The sequence below is a fragment of the Azospirillum sp. ST 5-10 genome, assembly GCF_051225715.1.
GTDB lineage: Bacteria > Pseudomonadota > Alphaproteobacteria > Azospirillales > Azospirillaceae > Azospirillum.
In genome coordinates, this window is the sequence record NZ_JBPJSP010000009.1 from 41438 (window position 1) to 62998 (window position 21561).

The 21561-nt window shown below is 72.6% G+C and carries 21 protein-coding genes; 10 read left to right on the forward strand and 11 right to left on the reverse strand.

Features of this window, described 5'->3' with window-relative positions; genetic code table 11:
* Window positions 1–439: 439 nt before the first annotated feature.
* A complete protein-coding gene (gene nifA / locus ACSBPG_RS12435; protein ID WP_435537486.1) occupies window positions 440–2275 on the forward strand; it encodes a nif-specific transcriptional activator NifA in 1836 nt (611 codons plus the stop codon).
* A gap of 212 nt (window positions 2276–2487) precedes the next feature.
* The gene (locus tag ACSBPG_RS12440; RefSeq protein ID WP_435537487.1) at window positions 2488–3429 is read left to right on the forward strand and encodes an adenylate/guanylate cyclase domain-containing protein; all 942 of its coding nucleotides are present in this window, start codon (window positions 2488–2490) and stop codon (window positions 3427–3429) included.
* A gap of 72 nt (window positions 3430–3501) precedes the next feature.
* Here the strand turns inward: ACSBPG_RS12440 and ACSBPG_RS12445 are convergent, their stop codons facing one another.
* Window positions 3502–3879 carry a sensory rhodopsin transducer gene (locus tag ACSBPG_RS12445; protein WP_435537488.1) on the reverse strand — a complete coding sequence of 126 codons (378 nt, stop codon included), beginning with the start codon at window positions 3877–3879 and terminating at the stop codon, window positions 3502–3504.
* Window positions 3880–4017: 138 nt separating this feature from the next.
* Here ACSBPG_RS12445 and ACSBPG_RS12450 point away from each other — a divergent pair, with 138 nt between their 5' ends.
* The 3 genes from ACSBPG_RS12450 to ACSBPG_RS12460 all read left to right on the forward strand — a co-directional run bounded on the left by ACSBPG_RS12450 (window position 4018) and on the right by ACSBPG_RS12460 (window position 6653).
* Window positions 4018–5010, forward strand: coding sequence for an SDR family oxidoreductase (locus ACSBPG_RS12450; RefSeq protein ID WP_435537489.1), 993 nt, complete (start codon window positions 4018–4020; stop codon window positions 5008–5010).
* Window positions 5011–5082: 72 nt separating this feature from the next.
* Window positions 5083–5631 carry a DUF3341 domain-containing protein gene (locus ACSBPG_RS12455; RefSeq protein WP_435537490.1) on the forward strand — a complete coding sequence of 183 codons (549 nt, stop codon included), beginning with the start codon at window positions 5083–5085 and terminating at the stop codon, window positions 5629–5631.
* Window positions 5628–6653 (forward strand): hypothetical protein, encoded by a 1026-nt coding sequence (locus ACSBPG_RS12460; protein ID WP_435537491.1) that lies wholly within the window; start codon window positions 5628–5630, stop codon window positions 6651–6653. The genes ACSBPG_RS12455 and ACSBPG_RS12460 overlap by 4 nt, the downstream gene beginning before the upstream one ends.
* Window positions 6654–6656: 3 nt before the next feature.
* On the opposite strand, the gene ACSBPG_RS12465 is transcribed toward ACSBPG_RS12460, so the two are convergent.
* The 6 genes from ACSBPG_RS12465 to ACSBPG_RS12490 all read right to left on the reverse strand — a co-directional run bounded on the left by ACSBPG_RS12465 (window position 6657) and on the right by ACSBPG_RS12490 (window position 13682).
* On the reverse strand, window positions 6657–7226 hold the full coding sequence (locus ACSBPG_RS12465) for a type 1 glutamine amidotransferase domain-containing protein (protein ID WP_435537492.1): 570 nt from the start codon (window positions 7224–7226) through the stop codon (window positions 6657–6659).
* 153 nt (window positions 7227–7379) lie between these two features.
* Window positions 7380–8489: a BMP family ABC transporter substrate-binding protein gene (locus ACSBPG_RS12470; protein WP_435537493.1), complete on the reverse strand. Its 1110-nt coding sequence runs from the start codon at window positions 8487–8489 to the stop codon at window positions 7380–7382.
* Window positions 8490–8526: 37 nt separating this feature from the next.
* The gene (locus tag ACSBPG_RS12475) at window positions 8527–9459 is read right to left on the reverse strand and encodes an ABC transporter permease (protein WP_435537494.1); all 933 of its coding nucleotides are present in this window, start codon (window positions 9457–9459) and stop codon (window positions 8527–8529) included.
* Window positions 9456–10532, reverse strand: coding sequence for an ABC transporter permease (locus tag ACSBPG_RS12480; RefSeq protein ID WP_435537495.1), 1077 nt, complete (start codon window positions 10530–10532; stop codon window positions 9456–9458). The genes ACSBPG_RS12475 and ACSBPG_RS12480 overlap by 4 nt, the downstream gene beginning before the upstream one ends.
* A 19-nt stretch (window positions 10533–10551) precedes the next feature.
* Window positions 10552–12108 (reverse strand): ABC transporter ATP-binding protein, encoded by a 1557-nt coding sequence (locus ACSBPG_RS12485; RefSeq protein WP_435537496.1) that lies wholly within the window; start codon window positions 12106–12108, stop codon window positions 10552–10554.
* A 140-nt stretch (window positions 12109–12248) separates the two neighbouring features.
* Window positions 12249–13682 carry a mannose-1-phosphate guanylyltransferase/mannose-6-phosphate isomerase gene (locus ACSBPG_RS12490; protein WP_435537497.1) on the reverse strand — a complete coding sequence of 478 codons (1434 nt, stop codon included), beginning with the start codon at window positions 13680–13682 and terminating at the stop codon, window positions 12249–12251.
* Between the two features lie 189 nt (window positions 13683–13871).
* Here ACSBPG_RS12490 and ygfZ point away from each other — a divergent pair, with 189 nt between their 5' ends.
* Entirely contained in the window at window positions 13872–14786 is a 915-nt protein-coding gene (gene ygfZ, locus ACSBPG_RS12495; protein WP_435537498.1) for a CAF17-like 4Fe-4S cluster assembly/insertion protein YgfZ, read from the forward strand.
* 124 nt (window positions 14787–14910) lie between these two features.
* Complete coding sequence (locus tag ACSBPG_RS12500) at window positions 14911–15660, forward strand: PRC-barrel domain-containing protein (protein ID WP_435537499.1); 750 nt, start codon at window positions 14911–14913, stop codon at window positions 15658–15660.
* Between the two features lie 126 nt (window positions 15661–15786).
* Here ACSBPG_RS12500 and ACSBPG_RS12505 read toward each other — a convergent pair whose 3' ends face one another.
* The 4 genes from ACSBPG_RS12505 to ACSBPG_RS12520 form a co-directional block, all read right to left on the reverse strand.
* Window positions 15787–16482: an ATP12 family chaperone protein gene (locus ACSBPG_RS12505; protein ID WP_435537500.1), complete on the reverse strand. Its 696-nt coding sequence runs from the start codon at window positions 16480–16482 to the stop codon at window positions 15787–15789.
* 12 nt (window positions 16483–16494) lie between these two features.
* Window positions 16495–17178, reverse strand: a complete 684-nt coding sequence (locus ACSBPG_RS12510; RefSeq protein ID WP_435537501.1) for an HAD-IA family hydrolase — start codon at window positions 17176–17178, stop codon at window positions 16495–16497.
* Between the two features lie 119 nt (window positions 17179–17297).
* Window positions 17298–18305 (reverse strand): RluA family pseudouridine synthase, encoded by a 1008-nt coding sequence (locus ACSBPG_RS12515; RefSeq protein ID WP_435537502.1) that lies wholly within the window; start codon window positions 18303–18305, stop codon window positions 17298–17300.
* Window positions 18302–18643 (reverse strand): hypothetical protein, encoded by a 342-nt coding sequence (locus tag ACSBPG_RS12520; RefSeq protein WP_435537503.1) that lies wholly within the window; start codon window positions 18641–18643, stop codon window positions 18302–18304. Before ACSBPG_RS12520 ends, ACSBPG_RS12515 begins: the two co-directional genes overlap by 4 nt.
* Window positions 18644–18847: 204 nt before the next feature.
* Between ACSBPG_RS12520 and ACSBPG_RS12525 the strand changes: the two genes are divergently transcribed.
* The 3 genes from ACSBPG_RS12525 (at window position 18848) to ACSBPG_RS12535 (ending at window position 21540) form a co-directional block, all read left to right on the forward strand.
* A complete protein-coding gene (locus ACSBPG_RS12525; RefSeq protein ID WP_435537504.1) occupies window positions 18848–19603 on the forward strand; it encodes an SGNH/GDSL hydrolase family protein in 756 nt (251 codons plus the stop codon).
* A gap of 148 nt (window positions 19604–19751) precedes the next feature.
* On the forward strand, window positions 19752–20906 hold the full coding sequence (locus ACSBPG_RS12530; protein WP_435537505.1) for an OpgC domain-containing protein: 1155 nt from the start codon (window positions 19752–19754) through the stop codon (window positions 20904–20906).
* 61 nt (window positions 20907–20967) lie between these two features.
* Complete coding sequence (locus tag ACSBPG_RS12535) at window positions 20968–21540, forward strand: cysteine hydrolase family protein (RefSeq protein ID WP_435537506.1); 573 nt, start codon at window positions 20968–20970, stop codon at window positions 21538–21540.
* Window positions 21541–21561 lie beyond the last annotated feature (21 nt).

Genomic DNA, 21561 nt, shown 5'->3' on the forward strand with positions numbered 1-21561 from the left:
TGGTCGGTAATTTACACCGTTCCGCCGCCCTCGCCAAGCGGCCTCGGCCCCCGGCCGGCGATGGCGTTTTTGCGCTGCATCAATCTTTTCCGAAAGGGCTTGCGTTCGCCTACGATGTCTCGGAAAATTCGGGCCGTCCGCCCAACGCGACGGGGCCGGCCGCGGCAGCGGCCGCACGTTCGGCCACCGGCGCTGGGACGCCATCGGGACCCCGGACCGGCCGATGCCGCACACCGGGGCCATGCGTCGATCCGTCGGCGCAGATGCCCGGCTCCGTCGTCTCCGACCGGGGGACGGGCATCCGCAACCGGGGCAGGAGTTCGCTCGGAAGGCGACGAACCGCCGCGCCGCCGCGGCGGCCGACGTGACTGTCCGTCACGGGATGTCCGCCATGGCGATCCGCTCTCGAGGCGGCTGGGTGGAAGAGGGGGTGTCCGGTATGCCGTCAGCGTCGCGCCACGCCACGTCCAACCTGGAACTGCTGGCGATCTACGAGGTGAGCAAGATCCTCGGCTCGTCCCTCGACCTTCAGCAGACGCTGCGCGAAGTGCTGCGCGTTCTTTCCTACCAGCTGCAGATGCACCGCGGGCGCGTCTGGCTGCAGGGCGAGGACGGGGTGCTGCGCCTCGTCGCCCTGAACGGCTCGGCCCCCGGCGAGGGCGCCGCCGCCGAGTGCCGCGAGGGCGAGGGCATCATCGGCCGCATCCTCAAGACCGGCATGCCGGCGGTCGTCCCCAACCTGGCCGAGGAGCCGCTGTTCCTCGACCGCACCGGCGGACGCGACGACCTGGACGAGGTGGTGGCGTCCCTGGTGGGCGTGCCGATCAAGGTCGCGGGCGGCGTCGTCGGCGTGCTCAGCATCGACCGCATCAGCGACGACGGGCCGACCACGCATTTCGGCAACGACGTGCGGTTCCTCACCATGGTGGCGAACCTGATCGGCCAGACCGTGCGCCTGCACCGCACGGTGGCGGAGGAGCGCCGCCACATGATGCGCGAGACGTTCCGCCTGCAGAAGGAGCTGCGCGCGCCCCAGCCCATCGCCGACATCGTCTGCTCCAGCCCCAACATGATGGACGTGCTGGCCCAGGTGCACCGGGTGGCGCCCTTCAAGTCGAGCGTGCTGATCCGCGGCGAGAGCGGCACCGGCAAGGAGCTGATCGCCCGGGCGATCCACAACCTGTCGCCGCGCAAGGACGCCCCCTTCATCCGCGTCAACTGCGCCGCCCTGCCGGAATCCCTGCTGGAGTCGGAGCTGTTCGGTCACGAGAAGGGGTCCTTCACCGGCGCCCAGAAGGACCACAAGGGACGGTTCGAGCTGGCCTCGGGCGGCACCCTGTTCCTCGACGAGATCGGCGACATCTCCTCCAACTTCCAGGCCAAGCTGCTGCGCGTGCTGCAGGAGCAGGAGTTCGAACGGATCGGCGGCACCAAGACGATCAAGACCGACGTCCGCCTGATCTGCGCCACCAACCTCAACCTCGAGGAGGCGGTGGGCCTCGGCAAGTTCCGCGCCGACCTCTATTTCCGCATCAACGTCGTCAGCATCTTCCTGCCGCCCCTGCGCGAGCGGCGCAGCGACATCGCGCCGCTGGCCCGCCACTTCGTCGCCAAGTTCGCCAAGGACAACGGCCTCAACCTGATGATGGACGAACCGGCGCTGGAGGTGCTGTCCCGCTGCACCTGGCCCGGCAACGTGCGCGAACTGGAGAACTGCATCGAGCGGGCGGCCACCCAGTGCCGCAACGGCACCATCGGCGTCGCCGACCTGTCGTGCAGCCAGAACCTCTGCAACTCGTCGATCCTGCTGCAGTACCGCACCGCCGGCATGGCGGTGGGCGGCCTCGCCCCGGCGGTCCACGCCCCCGGCACCGTCCTGCCCGGCATCCTGCCGCCGGCCGTCCCGGCGGTGGCGCCGCCGGCCGGCTGCGCCGCCTGCGGCGCCGCCCCCGGCCAGCCCTGCCAGTCGTCGTCCGGCCACGCCGTCGCCATGCCGGTGCCCTCCCCCCGCCCGGCGGCGGCACCGGCCGTCCCGGCGGGCGCCGACCGGGCCGCCGCCAGCGTGCCGGCGGCACCGGCGGACCGCATGGCCGACGACGCGCCGGCCGGCGACCTGCCGGACGAGCCGGACGCCGGCTCCCTGCGCGAGCGTCTGGTCTGGGCGATGGACCGCACCGGCTGGGTGCAGGCGAAGGCGGCGCGCCTGCTCGGCATGACGACGCGCCAGGTGAGCTACGCGCTGCGCAAGTACAACATCGAGATCAAGCGCTTCTGACGGTCGCCCGGCGCCCGGTGCCTCTCCCGTCCTCCCACCGCCCTGGGCGTCGAGGGCGAACGGCTGCGCCTCAACGTGCGCGCCAACTGCTCCGACTACGAGGGTTGCTACTACGGCGACCGCGGGACGGTCCTGGCCACCGTGCGGTGTGCGTGGTGAGCGCACGCGTCGCGACATGGCCCACGATCCAACGCTGTGATATGGTACCGGGCATGTCCCGCCTGCGGGTCATGAAGACCGCCCTGCTCCATGGCCGTCCGGCACGGATGATGGAAAAGCCTCTCGCCATCCTGTTCGTCGACATCGTCGATTCGACGCCGCTCTACGAGCGGCTGGGCAACGTCCGGGCGGCGGCGCTGACGCAGAAGATGCTGCTGCTGCTGCGACTCGCCATCGAGGCCAACGGCGGGACGGTGGTGAAGCTGCTGGGCGACGGGCTGCTGGGCTCGTTCCCGACCGCCGACGACGCCGGCTGGGCCTCCGGCACCATGATGGAGTTCCAGGACGTGCTCGGCCTGCGGCTGCGCGTCGGGCTCCACTACGGACCGGTGGTGCAGCGCCCCGAGGACCTCTACGGCGACGCCTGCAACGTCGCCGCCCGAGTCGAAGGCCTGGCCCGGCCGGGCGAGGTCCTGGCGACCGGAGACTTTGCGGACCGGCTCGAGCCGCGGCTGCAACGGCGCACCAAGCTGCTCAACAACGTCTCGGTCAAGGGCCGCACGGTGCCGTTGCGCATCCACCAGATGCGCAGCGCCGAGGAGGAGGAGCCGATGGACACCACCACCATCGGCCTGACGATGACGGACGCCCTGGCGGCGGCCCCGGCGGTCATGCGCCTGCACGTGACCTACCAGGGGAGCGAGCTGACGATCGACCGCGCCACCCCCCGCCTGACCATCGGCCGCGGCGACGGCTGCGGCCTGCGCATCCTCTCGCGCCAGACGTCGCGCCAGCACGCCACCATCGACTTCAGCCGCGAGAGCTTCCTCCTCACCGACCAGTCCACCAACGGCACTTTCGTGCGTACGGGGGATTCCCTGCCGGTGGCGCTGCGGCGCGATTCCACCAAGCTGGCGGGCAGCGGCCTCATCGGCTTCGGCGCCGAACCCGCCGATACCGCACAGGACCACGTCGCCGCCTTCCGCTGCGAGTAGGCGGCCGCTGCTCTATACATTTGAACTTGGTGGGGGTTCCCTCCAGGCGGAATCACCTGGAGGGATCCCCCTCTAGTCGGACGCGTACGCCATGGTGCTGAGCAGCGCGTTCTCCGCCTGCCGGCTGTCCAGCCGGGTGTGCTGGACGACGATCGGACGGTCGGACTCGATGACGCTGGCGTACGGCGTCTCGCGCGGGATCGGCTCCGGGTCCGTCATCTCGTTGAAGCGCAGGTGGCTGGTGCGCCGGCCCGGCACCGTGAAGCGGTAGGGCCCGGCGGGCCCCCGGTCGGCGTAGTAGACGGTGATCATGACGTGGGCGTCCTCGTCGCCGGCGTTGAGGATGCAGACCGCCTCGTGGCTCTCCATGGCCGGGGCCGGCCCGTGGCTCCAGCCGGGGATGTAGCCTTCGGCGATGGCCCAGCGTGTCTTGCCGATGGGTCCGGGCATGACGTCCCCTCCTTTCCTGCGCGAGCGGCGGTATGCGCGGGACAACCGCCGGCCGGCGGTGCGGTTCCGCGGGACCATCGGCCGGCCGCGCCGGTTAAGCCCAGGGGAACGCAGTCCAGCCAGGGAGCAGCGAGAGCGATGAGAGCGAACCCGACCGTCGTCATCACCGGAGCCTCGGCCGGCGTCGGGCGCGCCACGGCGCACGCCTTCGCCCGGCGCGGGGCCAGTGTCGGCCTGCTGGCGCGCGACGTCGGCGCGCTGCGGGACACCGCCCACGAGGTCGAGCGCCTGGGCGGCCGCGCCCTGGCGCTGTCCACCGACGTGTCCGACTTCGGCGCCGTCGACGGCGCCGCCGCCGCCGTGGAGGAGGCGTTCGGGCCCATCGACGTGTGGGTGAACAACGCCATGACCACCGTCTTCTCGCCGGTCCGGCAACTGGCCGCCCACGAGCTGCACCGGGTGACGGAGGTGACCTACTTCGGCTACGTCCACGGCACCATGGCGGCGCTGCGCCGCATGGGGCCGCGCAACCGCGGCGCCATCGTCCAGGTGGGCTCGGCGCTGGCCTACCGCGGCATCCCGCTGCAGGCGGCCTACTGCGGCGCCAAGCACGCCATCGTCGGCTTCACCGACAGCCTGCGCTGCGAGCTGCTGCACGAGAACAGCGCCGTGCGCCTGACCGTCGTCCACATGCCGGCGATGAACACGCCGCAGTTCCAGTGGGCGCGCACCCGCTTCCGGCACCGCCCCGCCCCCGCCGGCCCGGCGATGGCCCCGGAGCGGGCGGCGCGGGCCATCCTCTGGGCGGCCGAGCATGGCGGGCGCGAGCTGTGGGTCGGCACATCGACGTTCCAGACCATCCTCGGCCAGATGGCGGCGCCGGCCCTGATGGACCGCATCCTCGCCGGGCGCGCCTGGGACGGCCAGTTCCGCCGCGAACCGCTGCCACCCGGCTACCGCGACAACCTGTACGAGCCGGTGCCGGGCGTCCACGCCGTCGACGGACCGATGCCGGAGACGCTGCCTGGCCGTTTCGCCCGCGCCGGCATGGCCCGCGCCTCCCTGGCCGCCACCGGCGCGCTGGTCGCCGCCGGCCTGATGCTGGGCGCCGCCGCCCTGGCGCGGCGGTGACGGCGCCGGGAAACCTCCGCCCTCCGCCGGCGTTGTCCTGAGGACAGCCGCCCCGCACCCGAAGGACCGACGATGGCCGAAGCCGCCGGACACGCCGCCCCCTGGGGCCTGCTGGCCGAGTTCCGCGACCCCGAGTCCCTGGTGGCCGCCGCCGCCCGGCTGCGGCGGGACGGCTACCGCGCCATCGACGCCTTCACCCCCTTCCCCGTCGAGGAGTTGGCCGAGCCGCTGTCGCTGCCGCGCCGGCCGCTCGGCACGGTGACCGCCGCCGGCGGCGTCCTGGGGGTGGCGGCCGGGTTGGCCGTGCAGTGGTACGCGAACGCGGTCGACTACCCCCTCGACGTCGGCGGCCGCCCGCTGGCCGCCTGGACGGCCTTCGCCCTGCCGGCCCTGGAGGTGGGCGTCGCCGGCGGCACCCTGGCGGCGCTGCTGGCGCTGCTGGTGCTGTGCCGCCTGCCCCGCTACCACCACCCCCTGTTCGAGGTGGAGCGCTTCTCCCGGGCCGCCGGCAGCGGCTTCCTGCTGGCCGTCGAGGCCCGCGACGCCCGCTACGACGGAACGGCCACGCGCGCCCTGCTGCAGCGGCTGGGGGCGGTGTGGGTCGGCGAGGTGCCGCGATGAGCGGACACCACACGAGCGGGCTGGCGTTCCTGGCGCTGGCGGTCGGCGTCGCCGGTTCGGCGGCGCTGGTCGCCCTGGGAGCCGGGGCGCCGCGGCCGGCGGCGGCGGCCTACCTCACGGCGCTGGCGGTGTGGAGCGCGGTGCCCGCCGGGGCGCTCGCCCTGCTGATGGCGGCGCGGCTGTTCGGCGGCCGCTGGGTGCTGGTGGTCGACCGGCCGCTGGTGGGGGCCGGACGCACCCTGGTGCCGACGGCGCTGCTGTTCGTGCCGCTGGTGCTGTTGCTGGAGCCGCTCTATCCCTGGGCCGCGGCGGGGTGGCGCGAGGCCAACCCGCTCCGCGCCGTCTATCTCAACGAGCCGTTCTTCACGGTGCGCACCGCGGCGATCGTCCTGCTGTGGGTGGCGTGCTTCGTCTGGCTGCGCCGCTCCGACGCCCGGACGCCGGCCGCCCTCGGCCTGGTCGTCTACGGGCTGACGGCGTCGTTCGCCGGCGTCGACTGGCTGATGTCGCGCGATCCCGCCTTCAACTCCGCGGAGTTCGGCCTGTACTTCATCGCCCACCAGCTCCTCGCCGCCTACGCCTTCGCGATGCTGGCGGCCCGCCTCGACCACGCCACGCCGCACCAGCTCCGCTCGCTGGCCGGCCTGCTGCTGGCCGGGGCGCTGGCCTGGAGCTATCTCGCCTACATGCAGTATCTGGTGGTGTGGTCCGGCAACCTGCCGGAGGAGGCGGCGTGGTATCTGCGCCGCCAGGGCGCTGGCTGGGACGCGGCCTTCTGGGCGGTCGCCCTGCTGCAGGCGGTGCTGCCGATCCTCGCCCTGCCGCTGCCGGCGGTGCAGCGCAGCCCGGCGGCGCTCAAGGCGCTGGCCGCCGGGGTGCTGCTGGCCCGCGTGATCGAGGCCGCCTGGCTGGTGCTGCCGGACGGCCCCGCGACCGCCGCGCCGCTGCTGCTGACCGCCACCGCCCTGGCCGCGCTGGGCGGGCTGTGGCTGGCCCTGTTCCTGGCGCTGCGGCGGGTGTAGCGCCTACTCCGCGGCGGCGCGCCGGCCGTGCCGGCCCTCGCGGAACTCCTCGATCATCTTGCGGCAGAAGTCCGGGATGTCGTCGGGCTTGCGCGAGGTGACGAGGCCGTTGTCGGTGACCACCTTTTCGTCGACCCAGGTGGCGCCGGCGTTGGCCAGGTCGGTCTTCAGGGAGGGCCAGGACGTCATGCGCCGGCCCTTGACGCCGCCGGCGTCGATCAAGGTCCACGGGCCGTGGCAGATCGCCGCGATCGGCTTGCCCGCCTGGACGAACGCCTTCACGAAGGCGATCGCCTTGGGCTCCAGCCGCAGCGCGTCCGGGTTGATGACGCCACCCGGCAGGACCAGCGCGTCGTAGCGCTGCGGGTCGGCCCCGTCGAGGACGACGTCGACCGGGATGGCATCGCCCTTGTCGTGATGGTTGAAGCCCTGGATGCTGCCCGACTTGGGCGCCACCACATGGACGGCGGCGCCAGCCTGCTTCAGGGCCTTGACCGGCTCGGTCAGCTCAACCTGCTCGACACCGTCGGTCGCCAGGACGGCGATCGTCCGCTTTTCCAGTTCGGCTGCCATGGAAGTGCCTCCTTCGCTCGTTTCCTCCTCCAACCGGAGGGGGCGGACGGTCGTTCCGCCCGCCCGGTGCATGGCACCGTTGAGCAGGAGGAGGCACTGAAGCGGCGGAGGCACGCCGGCCGGCCGCACGTCCGGCCCGGCGCGCGGACGCCGTCACTTCGGCAGCTTGCCGGTGACGCCCTCGACGAACCAGTCCATCTTGAGGATCTCCTCGTCGCTGGCGTTCTTGCCCTCGGCGATCACCACCTTGCCGGACTGGTCCTTGACCGGCCCGGCGAAGGGGTGGCGGCGGCCCTCCATGATGTCGACGCGGGTCTTCTCCGCCATCTCCACCACGTCCTTGGGGATCGCCGGGTTGTAGGGGGCGAGGTAGAGCATCTTGTCCTTCAGGCCGCCCCAGGTGTCCTTGGATTCCCAGGTGCCGTTCAGCACCGCGTTGACCCGGTCGATGTAGTAGACGTCCCACTCGTCGACGATGGCCGTGAGGTGCGCCTTCGGCCCGAAGCGGGTCATGTCGGAGGACTGGCCGACCGCCCATTTGCCGGCCTCCTCCGCCACCTGGATCGGCGCCGGGCTGTCGGTGTGCTGGACGATGATGTCGGCGCCCTGGTCGATCAGCGCCTTGGCCGCCTCGGCCTCCTTCGGCGGGTCGTACCAGGAGTTCACCCACACCACGCGCACCTCGGCCTGCGGGTTGAGCTGCCGCAGGGCGATGGTGAATGCGTTGATGCCGCTCACCACCTCGGGGATCGGGAAGGAGGCGATGTAGCCGATGATGTTGCTCTTGGTCATCTTGGCGGCGATCTCGCCGATGACCGTGCGGCCCTCGTAGAAGCGGGCGGAATAGGTGGCGACGTTGTCGGCGCGCTTGTAACCGGTGGCGTGCTCGAACTTCACGTCCGGGTGCCGCTTGGCGACCTTCAGGGTCGGGTTCATGAAGCCGAAGGACGTCGTGAAGATCAGCTTGTGGCCGGTCGAGGCGAGCTGGTCGATCACCCGCTCGGCGTCGGCCCCTTCCGGCACGTTCTCGACGAAGGTGGTGGTCACCTTGTCGCCCAGCGCCTTCTCCACGGCGCGCCGGCCGATGTCGTGCTGGTAGCTGTAGCCGTGGTCGCTGACCGGACCGACATAGACGAAGCCGACCTTCAGCTTCTCCTTCTCCTGCGCCGCCGCGACGCCGGGGAAGCCGCCGATGCCGACCGACAGGGCCACCGCCGCCGTCGCCAACCCGAAGATGCCCTTCCCGAAGGTCCGTCTGTTCACGTGATTGCTCCCTGGTTGGTCTTGCCTGAAGACGCCCTCAGGCGTCCGGATGGAACACCTTGCCGAGGCTGGCCGGCGCGTTCAGGCGGATGCGGGTGACATCCCGCGAGATCGCCACCAGAACGAGGACGGTAGCCAGATATGGCAGCATGGACAAGAGCTGCGACGGCACGGCGAAGCCCAGTCCCTGGACGTGGAGCTGGACGATGGTGACGCCGCCGAACAGCCACGCCCCCAGCAGCACGCGCGCCGGCCGCCACGTCGCGAAGACCACCAGCGCCAGCGCGATCCAGCCGCGCCCGGCGGTCATGTTCTCCGCCCACATCGGCGTGTACATCAGCGACAGGTAGGCGCCGGCGACGCCGCTCATGGCGCCGCCGAAGAGCACCGCCAGGAAGCGGATGCGCAGCACCTTGTAGCCGAGGGCGTGGGCCGCGGTGTGGTTCTCGCCGACCGCCCGCAGCACCAGCCCGGCACGCGTGCCGTAGAGGAACCACGACACCGCCGGCACCGCCGCCAGGCCGAGATAGACCAGCGCGTCCTGGTGGAACAGGGCCGGCCCGAGGATCGGGATCTCGGCCAGCAGGGGGATGGCGATCTCCTCCGCCTTGGTCAGCGGGATGCCGACGAAGTCCTGGCCGACCAGCGCCGACAGGCCGACGCCGAACAGGGTCAGCGCCAGGCCGGTCGCCACCTGGTTGGTCATCAGGAACAGCACCAGGACGCCGAACAGCGCCGCCAGCAGCGCCCCGGCCGCCGCCCCGCCGAGCACACCCAGCGTGACGCTGCCGCTGCCGTAGGCGGCGGCGAAGCCGCAGACCGCCCCGGTGAGCATCAGCCCCTCGACGCCCAGGTTGAGGACGCCGGATTTCTCCACCACCAGCTCGCCCAGCGCCGCGAACAGCAGCGGCGTCGCCGCGACGACCATCGAGGCCAGCACCGGCCCGAGGATGAGCAGATCGCCGGTCATGCCGCGGCCCTCCGCCGGCCGATCCGAACGCGGTAGCGGATCAGCACGTCGCAGGCCAGCAGGAAGAACAGCAGCATGCCCTGGAACACCCCGGTGATGGCCTTGGGCAAGGCCAGCGCGATCTGCGCCGCCTCGCCGCCGATGAAGGAGAGCGCCATCAGCAGGCCGGCCAGCAGGATGCCGAAGGGGTGCAGTCGGCCGAGAAAGGCGACGATGATGGCGGTGAAGCCGTAGCCGGGCGAGATCGTCGGGTTGATCTGGCCGATCGGCCCCGCCACCTCGCCCAGCCCGGCCAGGCCGGCGAGGCCGCCGGAGATCAGCAGGGTCAGCCAGACGATGCGCTTCTCCTTGAAGCCGGCGTAGCCGGCGGCGGCCGGCGTCAGCCCGATGACGCGGATCTGGAAACCGATGAAGGTGCGGGCGATCAGCACCCAGCCCGCCGCCACCGCCAGCAGCGCGAACAGCGCGCCGAGATGGATGCGGGTGCCGGCGATGATCACCGGCAGCAGCGCGTCGTCCTCGAACAGGCGGGATTCGGGGAAGGAATAGCCTTCCGGATCGCGGTAGAGGCCGTGGGTCAGGTACTGCAGCAGCAGCACCGCCACGTAGGTCAGCATCAGGCTGGTGAGGATCTCGCTGGCGTTGAAGCGGGTGCGCAGGAACGCCGGGATCGCCGCCCACAGCATGCCGCCGGCGGTTCCGGCGAGGATCATCAGCGGCAGCAGCCACCAGCCGCCCTCGCCGTAGAAGGCCAGCGCCAGCCCGCCGCCGGTGATGGCGCCGAGCGTGAGCTGCCCCTCCGCCCCGATGTTCCAGACGTTGGCGCGGAAGCCGATGGCGAGACCGACGGCGATCAGCACCAGCGGCGTCGCCTTGACCACCAGCTCGCCGACGCCGCGCAGGCTGGTGACCGGCTGGACGAAGAACGCGTAGAGCGCGTCCAGCGGGTCGAAGCCCATCAGCCAGAACAGCACGAACCCGCTGGCCAGGGTCAGCCCGACCGCCAGCAGCGGCGTCAGGTAGACCATGGCCGGCGACGCCTGGCCGCGCGGCTCCAGACGGACGACGCTCATCCGCGGCACTCCCTCACCCTCATCGTCCCCCCTCGTCCTCCGGCGCCCCGAACAGCCCGCCCATCAGCAGGCCGATCTCCTCCACGCTGGTCTTGTGCGTGGGGCGGCTCTCCGACAGCCGGCCGTGGAACAGCACGGCGATGCGGTCGCTCAGCACGAACAGCTCGTCCAGGTCCTGGCTGACCACCAGCACCGCGGCACCGCCGCGCGCCAGGTCGATCAGCGCCTGGTGGATGGCCGCCGCCGCCCCGGCGTCGACGCCCCAGGTCGGCTGGCCGACCACCAGCAGCCGCGGCTTCTGCAGGATCTCGCGGCCGATGATGAACTTCTGCAGGTTGCCGCCCGACAGCGAGCGCGCCTCGGCGCGGTGGCCGTGGGCGACGACGTCGAACAGCTCGATGATGCGCTCGGCGTAGCCGCGGGCGCGGCCGAAATGGACCAGGCCGCGGCGCACCAGCGGCTCGCGCGCGTAGCCCGACAGGAGCGCGTTCTCCGACAGGCTGAGCTCCGGCACGGCGCCGCGCCCCAGCCGCTCCTCCGGCACGAAGGCGAGACCCAGCTCGCGCCGGCCGCGCGGGCCGAGGTGCCCGACGGCGCGGCCGTCGATGCGCACCGCCCCCTCGTCGGCCAGCAGCGTCTCGCCGCTCAGCGCCGCCAGCAGCTCCGCCTGGCCGTTGCCGGCGACCCCGGCGACGCCGAAGATCTCGCCCGGCCGCACCGCGAAGCCGACGTCCTTGAGGTTGGTGGCGAACGGGTTGTCGGAGGTGGTGGAGAGGTGGCGCACCTCCAGACGCGGCGCCCGCTCGTCGCCGTCGGCGAGGAACGGCGCGCGCTCCGGCGAGGACAGCTCGGCGCCGATCATCATCTCCGCCAGTTCGCGGGCGCTGCGGGCCCGCGGGTCGCAGGCCGCGACGACCCGGCCGCCGCGCAGCACCGTGGCGCGGTCGCAGAGCGTGCGGATCTCCTCCAGCTTGTGCGAGATGTAGAGGATGGTGCGCCCCTCCGCCGCCAGCCGGCGCAGGGTCTCGAACAGGCGCAGCACCTCCTGCGGCGTGAGGACCGAGGTCGGCTCGTCCATGATCAGCAGGCGCGGGTCCTGCAGCAGGCAGCGGACGATCTCGACCCGCTGGCGTTCCCCCACCGACAGGTCGAAGACGTGGCGCTGCGGGTCGAGCGCCAGGCCGTAGCGCTCCGACACCGTCCGGATGCGCGCCTCCAGCGCCTTCATCGGTCCGGCCTCGTCGAGGCCGAGCGCGATGTTCTCCGCCACCGTCAGCGTGTCGAACAGCGAGAAATGCTGGAACACCATGCCGATGCCGAGCCGCCGCGCGGCCGCCGGATCGGCGACCCGGACCTCCCGCCCCTCCCACAGCATGGTGCCGGAGTCGGCGTGCTGGACGCCGTAGATGATCTTCACCAGGGTGCTCTTGCCCGCCCCGTTCTCGCCGAGCAGCGCATGGATCTCGCCGGGCAGCAGCGTCAGCTCGACCGCGTCGTTGGCGAGGCAGCCGGGAAAGCGCTTGGTGATGCCGCGCAGCGCGAGGCGGGGCGTGAGATCGGTGGACAAGGGCGGCACGGATCCAGGGGTGGCGGGCGGAAAACCGGCAATGCCAGCGGCGTGCCAGCTCGCCCGTACAGTAGGCCGGGGGGCGCCCCGTCCGTCAACTCTCCGGAGACGCCCCGATCGCAGGCAGATGCCGCTTTTGCCGGCGGCCGTCAGCCGCGGCCGTAGGTGTCCTCGAGGCGGACGATGTCGTCCTCGCCGAGATAGGCGCCGGACTGCACCTCGATGATGGAGAGCGGCAGCTTGCCCGGGTTCTCCAGCCGATGGACGGTGCCCATGGGGATGTAGACGGACTGGTTCTCGTAGACCATCAGCCGCTCGTCGCCGCGGGTGACGAGCGCCGTGCCCTGCACCACCACCCAGTGCTCGGCACGGTGATGGTGCATCTGCAGCGACAGGCGGGCGCCGGGGACCACGGTCAGGCACTTCACCTGGAAGCGGTAGCCGGTGTCCAGCGAGCGGTAGGTGCCCCACGGACGGTGCACCGTGCGATGGCTCACCGGCTCCGGCCGGCCCGCCGCCTTCAGGCGCTCGACCACCGCCTTGACCGACTGCACGCGGTCGCGCCCGGCGACCAGCACGGCGTCGTCGGTGACCACCACCACCGCGTCGTCGACGCCCACCACCGCCGTGAGATGGCGGTCGGAGCGGACGTAGCAGTTGCGCGCGCCCTCGGTGACGACGTCGCCGACGCTGACGTTGCCGTCCGCATCCTTGGCGCCGATCTCCCACAGGGCGGACCAGGCGCCGACGTCGGTCCAGCCGAGCTGGCAGGGCACCACCGCCGCCATCGCCGTCTTCTCCATCACCGCGTAGTCGACGGAGATCGCCGGTGCGTCGGCGAAGGCCGCCGCGTCGAGGCGCAGGAAGTCGAGATCGCTCTGGCCGCCCTCCAGGGCGCGCCGGGCGGCGTCGAGGACGGCCGGGGCGTAACGCCCCATCTCTTCCAGGAAGCGCCCGACGGGGAACAGGAACATGCCGCTGTTCCAGACGTGCTCGCCGCCGGCGACGAACCCCTCGGCCACCGCGCGGTCGGGCTTCTCGATGAAGGCGGCGACGCGGAAGACGCCGTCGTGGCCGGCCAGCGGCTGGCCCTGCCGGATGTAGCCGTAGCCCGTTTCCGGCGCCGTCGGGGCGATGCCGAAGGTGACGAGGTACCCGTCCGCCGCGGCGGCCGCGGCGCGGCCGACCGCCGCGGCGAAGGCGTCGACGTCCTGGATCAGGTGGTCGGCCGGCAGCACCAGGATCACCGCGTCGGGATCGTCCGCCGCCAGCGCCGCCACGGCGCAGGCGGCGGCCGTGTTGCGGCCCACCGGCTCGAGGACGATGGCGCCCGGCGCCACGCCGATCTGGCGCATCTGCTCGGCGATGACGAAGCGGTGCTCGTGGTTGCACACCACCAGCGGCGGCGCGAACAGCGCCGGGTCCGCGATGCGGCGGGCGGTGTCCTGGAGCATCGAGCGGTCGGAGCACAGCGGCAGCAGCTGCTTCGGGTACAGCTCGCGCGACATCGGCCAGAGGCGGGACCCCGAGCCGCCCGACAACAGGACGGGAACGATGCGGCGGCGGAGGGAGGAAGCGCTCATGACACGGAGGGTCCGTCGGTGATGCGGGGTTGCGGACCGCACTCTGCCGCGTCCGGCGGGGCAAAGGGAAGAGCCCGATGCGCCGTCCCGTCCGATTCGTGCGCCGCAGGGCTGCGTCCTCCGGCCCTTGCCCCGGCGCCGGCGTCCGCACACCTTTGTCGCCGGAACGATCGATCGGGGAGGTCCGACATGGGCGAGGGGACGGCGGGTTACACGATTCTGGAGGAGCGGGGCGTGCTCGCCGTCGGCGGCGACGACCGGGTCGCCTTCCTGCAGGGGCTGGTGTCCAACGACGTGCGCCGGGCCGGGCCGGAGCAGGCGCTCTACGCCCTGTTCCTCACCCCCCAGGGCAAATTCCTCCACGATCTCTTCCTGATCGGCGGCGACGCCCTGCTGCTGGACGTCGAGGCGCCGCGCCGCGACGACCTGCTGCGGCGCCTCAAGATCTACAAGCTGCGCTCCAAGGTCGCACTGGAGGACCGCAGCGACCGCCACGCCGTCGCCGTCGCCTTCGGGCCCGGGGCGCTGGCCCGCCTCGGCCTGCCGGCCGAGCCCGGCGCCGCGCGTCCGTTCGCCGGCGGCGTCGTCTACACCGACCCGCGCCTGCCGGCCCTCGGCGCGCGGGCGGTGCTGCCGGGCGGCGACGCCCGCGCCGCGTCGGAGGAGGCGCTCGCCGCGGCCGGGCTGGAGCCGGCCCCGTACGACGCCTACGACCGCCTGCGCCTCGAGCTCGGGATTCCCGACGGCAGCCGGGACCTCGAAGTGGAACGGGCCATCCCCCTGGAGAACAACCTGGACGCCCTCCACGCCATCTCCTGGGACAAGGGCTGCTACATGGGGCAGGAGCTGACCGCCCGCACGCGGTACCGCGCGCTGATCAAGAAGCGGCTCATGCCGGTGACGGTCGACGGACCGCTGCCCGAACCGGGCACGCCGGTGACCCTGGGCGACCGCACGGTCGGCGAGGTCCGCAGCGGGCGCGGCGGGCGGGCGCTCGCGCTGTTGCGCCTGGAAGACGTCGAGCGGGCGGCCCAAGACCAGCAGCCGCTCGAGGCCGCGGGAACCGCAGTCGTCCCCAAGCTGCCGGACTGGTCCGCAAATTGAGTATTGGCCCTCGCCTACAAGTGGTGCGCCAAAAGAGGCGGACGGGGTGGTGAATGAAACGCTCTCCAACGGTGTTGTTAGGCATGCCACAGGCAAGGCTTAAGGACACCGAAAGGAGTTTGCGATGCGGAGGGAACTGATCACGGCCGTTTCCGTGCTGGCGCTGATGTCCGGCGTGGCCTACGCGCAGAGCGTCGAGCCGAATGCCGCTGCGGACAGCACCGCTCAGCCGCAGATCATGGACACCCAGTCCGACACGAACATGAAGGCGGACGACTCCGCCACGGGCGCGATGTCGGACGATGCCGCCGACGTGGAGGTCAAGACGGACGACTCCACGGCCGCCGGCGACACCGGGCTGAAGACCGACGACGACACCGCGGCCGACACCAGCTCCGACGTCACGGCGCCGGCCGACTCCCCGGCCGCCACCATGACGCCGCCCGCCGGCTCGACCGACACCCCGGCGGTGACGACCACCGGCGACAGCGCGGCGTCGGCCGGCGTCGACATGGCGAGCGCCGAGAAGATGCTGGGCGCCGACGTGATCGGCAGCGACGGCGAGGACCTCGGCGAGGTCGAGGACGTCATCCTCGACGACTCCGGCAAGGCCAAGCAGCTGGTGATCTCCTCCGGCGGCTTCCTCGGCATCGGCGAGAAGGAGGTCGCGGTCGACTTCAGCACCGCCACCTGGAACGAGGCCGAGGAGCAGGTCCAGCTCAGCGGCATCACCCAGGACCAGATCAAGGAGATGACCGACTTCGAGTATTCGGACACCACCACCTCGCTGAACCGCCGCATGGAGGAACGCGAGCAGACCGCCCCGGCGGCGCCGGGCGCCACCGGCGCGATGCCGCCGGCGTCGGGTCAGTAATCCGGCCAGCAGTCCGGTCGGACGGGACGGACGGACGGCGCCCCCGCGGGTCTCCCGCGGGGGCGTTGCCGTTTGTGGCCGTTGCCGCCACCCCCCTGTCCGGGGCCCGCCCGAACGGACGCCGGATCAGCCGCGCAGCAGATCGGCGAACCGGCGGGCCGCGTCGATGTCGGTGCGCAGCGCGGCGCGGCGCCTGGTCGTCTCGGGATCTTCGCCCCACTGCTCGATCTGGTAGGTCTCGTCGAGCTGGGAGGCATCGAAGGCCTCGCCGGCATCGATCCGCTCCTCCATCAGCGCCAACGCCAGCACCAGCGAACCGCAGGCCGAGGTGGCCGACTGGAGCGCCGACAGGCCCCAGTCGTCGTAGGCGGCCACCGCGTGGCGCAGGGCGCGCGTCGCGGGCTCCGGCTGGGGACGCGGCATCAGCCCGGCGCAGACGTGCAGCGGCGCGTCGTAGCGCAGGGTCGCCCAGTCCAGCAGAGGCTGCCAGACGCGGGCCTGCCGCTCGATCAGCTCCCGCGGGTGCTCGGCGCGGTAGCACAGGAGATCGGTCTCGGCGTATTTGGCGACACCGGCGACGATCTCCTCGCGCCGGTCAGCCACCACGTCGACCGCGGTGGCGGCGAGCTGCATCAGCGGCATGGTGTGCGGGGCGACCTGTTCGCCCTGCGCCTCCCACTCGGCTGCCACGGCGCGGGCCAGCGGCTCCGCGGCGAACAGGAGCCGGGCCTTGGCCGGGCTGCGCACGGCACGGCCGTCCAGCCGCACCTCCCATCCCTCGTCGGTCGACGCCACGTCGACGCTCTTGTAGAAACGCTTCATCCTCTCCGGTCCTCAGCTCGCCGTGCCGCCGTCGAGCAGCGACAGCACCGTCGCGGCGACGGCATGGCCGTCGTCGACGATGCGATCGGCGCCGGCCGCCCGCAGCTCCGGCACCTCGTGGTAGCCCCACGACACCCCCACCGAGGCAATGCGGGCGCTGCGCGCCATCTGCATGTCGTAGGTGGTGTCGCCGATCATCACCGTCGCCGCCGCCTCGGCGCCGCTCTCGGCGAGCGCGCGGTGCACCATGTCGGGGTGCGGCTTGCCGGGACCGGTGTCGCCGGTCTGCAGGGTGACGAAGCGGCTGGTCAGCCCGTGCGCCTCCAGCACGGCCGTCAGGCCGCGCCGCGACTTGCCGGTCGCGATCCCGAGCAGCACGCCGGCCGCGTCGAGCGCGTCCAGCGCCTCGCGCATGCCGGGAAAGAGCGGCTCCGGAGCCGCCGCCGAGCGCAGCTCGAAGAAGGCGTCGCGGTAGCTGTCGGCGACCGCCTGGTGCCGCGCCCCGTCGACGTCGGGCAGCAGGACGGCGATCGCCTGCGCCAGCGGCAGCCCGACCATCCGGCGGACGGCCCGCGGGTCGGGATCGCCGAGCCCGTGGGCCCGCCACGCGGCGGCCATCGAGGCGACGATCAGGTGCTGGCTGTCGACGAGGGTTCCATCGCAGTCGAACAGGGCGAGGCGGAGCGGGGTGGCCATCGGCGGGCGGCGCTTGAACGGGACGGGGGCGCAGGATTACCACAGATGGCGCCCGCCGCCCACACCGGCAAGAGGGACCGCGCCGGGCGCCCCGGGAGCGACCTCGGGGCGGCGCCCGGTCACGCGTAGTCGGCGAACGGGTCCTCCCGCAGGTTGGCGCTGAAGCCGAGATAGCGCCAGGTCGCCGCCATGTGCTCGCAGAGCGGCGCCGTCACGTCGATGGTGCGCCCGCCGCGGGGGTGCGGCAGGATCAGGCGGCGGGCGTGGAGATGCAGCTTCTTCGCCACCTCGGCGCCGGGCAGGAAGGCGCCGGCGCCGCCGTACTTGCCGTCGCCGAGGATCGGCGTGCCGATGGCGGCCATGTGCACACGCAGCTGGTGGGTGCGCCCGGTCAGCGGCCACAGCGCCACGAAGGCCGCGTTCTTGCCGGCATGCTCGACGACGCTGTACAGGCTGACGGCGCGCTTGCCGTCCTCGGCGTCGGCGGCCACCCGCTCGCCCCGCGCGCTGCCCTCCTTGGCGAGCGGCAGGTCGATCTTGCCCTGGAAGGGCTTGGGCACGCCGACGGTGGCCGCCCAGTAGATCTTGCGCACGTCGCGGCCCCGGAACATCTCGGTCAGCCGGGACGCGGCGAAGGCGCTGCGGGCCAGCAGCAGCACGCCGGAGGTGTCCTTGTCGAGCCGGTGCACCAGCCGCGGCCGCTCCGCCGCGCCGAAGCGCAGGGCATCGAGCATGGCGTCGAGATGCTTGGAGGTGCCGGTCCCCCCCTGCACCGCCAGCCCCGCCGGCTTGTCGATGGCGATGACGTCCTCGTCCTTGTAGAGGACGCGGGCCTGCAAGGCTTCCACCTCTCCGCGGCCGAGCGCCGGGGCGGCGGGGCGGGGCCGCGCCGCGGCGTCGCCGGGCACGGTCAGCGGCGGCACGCGGACGCTCTGGCCGGCGGCGAGCCGGGTGTTGGCCTCCGCCCGCTTGCCGTCGACCCGGACCTGCCCGGTGCGCAGCAGGCGCTGCAGGTGGCCGTGGGTGAGGTCGGGGAAGTGGCGGCGGAACCAGCGGTCGAGGCGGACGTCGGCCTCGTCCGCCGTCACCGTGCGGGTCTCCACGGCGTTGGCGGTCGACGCGCTCACGACAGGACCGTCCCGGCGGCGACGCGCATCGCCGCCGCCATGCCGGCGAATGGGCCGGCGAATGGGCCGGCGAACGGGCCGGCGATCGTCAGAACCAGCGGGCCCGGCACATGCATGGCTGCCTCCAGATTGGCGCTGCGCCCGGTCGGCACGCCGACGTCGGGCGCGAACGGGGGAAGGGTGGTGAAGCGGCCGCTCCCCCTGACCGTCGGCGTCGCGACGGGAGCGGCGGTGCCGAGCCCCTGGCCGACCGCCGCCAGCGTCGCGCAGCGGCCGGCCGAGGCGACGGCGCTGGCGGCGGCGCCGTCCGCGGCGGCGGGAATGGTGGTGACGGACACGGGTGAACGACTCTCCGATCGTGACGGGCCGGGTTCGAGTGTAGACGCCCTGCGGGCGCCGACACCAGCGGTGCCGGCGTCGTTTGCCAGCATGGCCCCGACGAATCCAGGAGATTCGACGGGGCCGGCGCGACACTCATGGTTAACACAATATAAACCATAACCGCGCGACACTCCCGCCGTCGTCGCGAGCGGGAGGGAATCATGATCGGACGGGTGCTGGGCGGGGTGCTGGCAATCGCGCTGCTGTGGGCCGGGGGAGCGACCGCCTCCGAGCTGTGCCCGCTCCCGCCCGAGAGCGGCCGGCCCGTCGCGGCGGACCTGCCGCGCACGCGCGACGCGCTCGCCGCCGGCCGGCCGCTGACCGTGGTGGCGCTGGGGTCGTCGAGCACCGAGGGGGTCGGCGCCTCGGCTCCCTCCAAGACCTATCCGGCGCAGCTCGAGGCGCTGCTCGGCCAGCGTCTCAAGGCGGCGCGCATCGCCGTCCTCAACAAGGGGGTGGGCGGCGAGACGGCCGGCGCCAATCTCGCGCGCTTCGACCGCGACGTGCTCGCCGCCAAGCCGGACCTGGTGGTCTGGCAGGTGGGCACCAACGACAGTTTCCAGCGGGTGCCGCTCCCCGCCTTCGTCGCCGCCGTGCGCGACGGCGCCGCTCTGGCCCGTGACGCCGGCGCCGACCTCATCCTGATGAACCCGCAGTACTTTCCCGGCGAGCGCGACGTCGACTCCTACGCCGCCTACGTGGACGCGGTGCAGGCCCTGGGGCGGGAGCTGGGCGTCCCGGTGGTCGACCGCCACAGCGTCATGAAGTGGTGGCTCGACAGCGGCCGCTTCACCGCCGACGCCATCCTCAGCCCGGACGGCTACCACATGCGCGACCCCAGCTACCGCTGCCTCGCCGAGTTCGTGGCCGACGTGATCGCCACCCCCGACCGGGCGCAGACCGCGGCCGTACGCTGACGCCACCCTCCCGTTCGGGGAGGAGCGACACGGGGGTGTTACACCGCGCCCCCCGCCGCGCCTGCAGCAGCGCAAAGGAACATGTCAGAAGCGGGGCCGTTCTTTCTCTGCCTGCAATGCAGAAGCGCGGCAACGAGCGGAAGCCCCGATGCAGACGGAACGCGACGGCCGGATCGACTTCTATCGCGGTCTTGCCCTGATTTTCATCTTCTGGGACCACACGCCCGGCAGCATTCTGGGCCAGGTGTCGATGCGGAATTTCGGCCTCAGCGATGCGGCCGAGGTCTTCGTCTTCCTCGCCGGATACAGCGCCGCCCTGGCTTACGGCCGGGCCATGGTGCGCGACGGCTACGTGCCGGCGGCGGTGCGCATCCTCAAGCGGACCTGGACCCTGTACGTCGCACACATCTTCCTGATGATCGTGCTGATGGGCGTCGTCTTCGTCGCCAACGCCCGGGTCGAGACCCGCGACTTCATCGAAGAACTCAACCTCGGCTACTTCGTCGCCGATCCCCAGCGCGCGCTGGTCGACGCGCTGACCCTGCGCTTCAAGCCGGGGCTCCTCGACCCGCTGCCGCTGTACGTCGTCCTGCTCGCCCTGCTGGCGCCGCTGCTGCCGGTGCTGCTGCGCTGGCGCGGCTGGGCGGTGGCCGGATCGGCGGCGCTGTACCTGGCGGCCCTGGCGTTCGACTGGAACTTCCCGGGCCCGCGCGGCGAAACCTGGTTCTTCAATCCCCTGGCCTGGCAGTTCCTGTTCGTTCTGGGCGCCGCCATCGCCCTGGAGCGCCGCGCCGCGCCGGCGCCGCGGGTGCCCGGCCCGCTGCTGGCCGGCGCCATGGGCTGCCTGCTGCTGGGCGGGCTGCTCGCCCTGTCCTGGCGCTGGCCGGCCCTGCACGAGGCGCTGGTGCCGCCGGCCGTCGCCGACCTCATCTACCCCGTCAGCAAGACCGACCTCGATCCGCTGCGCCTCCTGCATTTCCTGGCGCTGGCGCTGTGCGCCGCGGCGCTGGTGCCGCAGGGGACGTGGCTCGACCATCCGCTGGCCGCCGAGGTGCGCCGCATCGGCCGGCATTCGCTGGAGATCTTCTGCCTCGGGGTGGTGCTGGCTCCGCTGGCCGACATCGCCAACACGGTGGCCGGCGAGCGCCTCGCCGTGCAGGTGCTGACGGGCGGCCTCGGCGTCGCCGCGATGTTCGGCTTCGCCCGGCTGATCGAATGGAGCCGCAGCCTCAAGCCGGCGAAACCCGCAGCCGAGCGGCCGCAACGCGCCGCACCGGCGTTCGCACCGCCGGTGCGGCCGTGAAGGCTGGCGTCGCGCCGCGGCTTTTGCCAGCATGGCGCCTCCCCCACGGAGTCGCACGCGCATGCCCGCCCTGCCCGCCAACGCCGCCCTTCTCGTGATCGACCTCCAGCGCGCCATCGACGATCCCCGGTGGGCGGCGCACGGCCCGCGCAACAACCCGCAGGCCGAGGCCAACGTCGCCGCCCTGCTGGCGGCGTGGCGCCGCAGCGGCCGGCCGGTCGTCCATGTCCGCCACGACGAGCCGAACCCCGCATCGACCTACCACACGGGATCGCCCGGACACCCGTTCAAGCCCGAGGCCGAGCCCGCCCCAGGCGAGCGGGTCGTCCCGAAGACCACCAACAGCGCCTTCATCGGCACCGGTCTCGACGCCTGGCTGACGGCCAACGGCGTCGCCACCCTGGTGATCACCGGCGTCATCACCGAGAACAGCGTCGAGGCGACGGCGCGCATGGCCGGGAACCTCGGCTTCGAGACCTGGGTGGTCGCCGACGCCTGCTTCACGTTCGCCCGGGCCGACCGCCGCGGCAGGGTCTGGCCCGCCGAGGACGTCCACGCGCTGTCCCTGGCGATCCTGGACGGCGAATACGCCGGCATCGCCGAGACGGCGGACATCCTCGCCATGGCCGGCTGACCGCCTCCGTCCTCCTCCGGC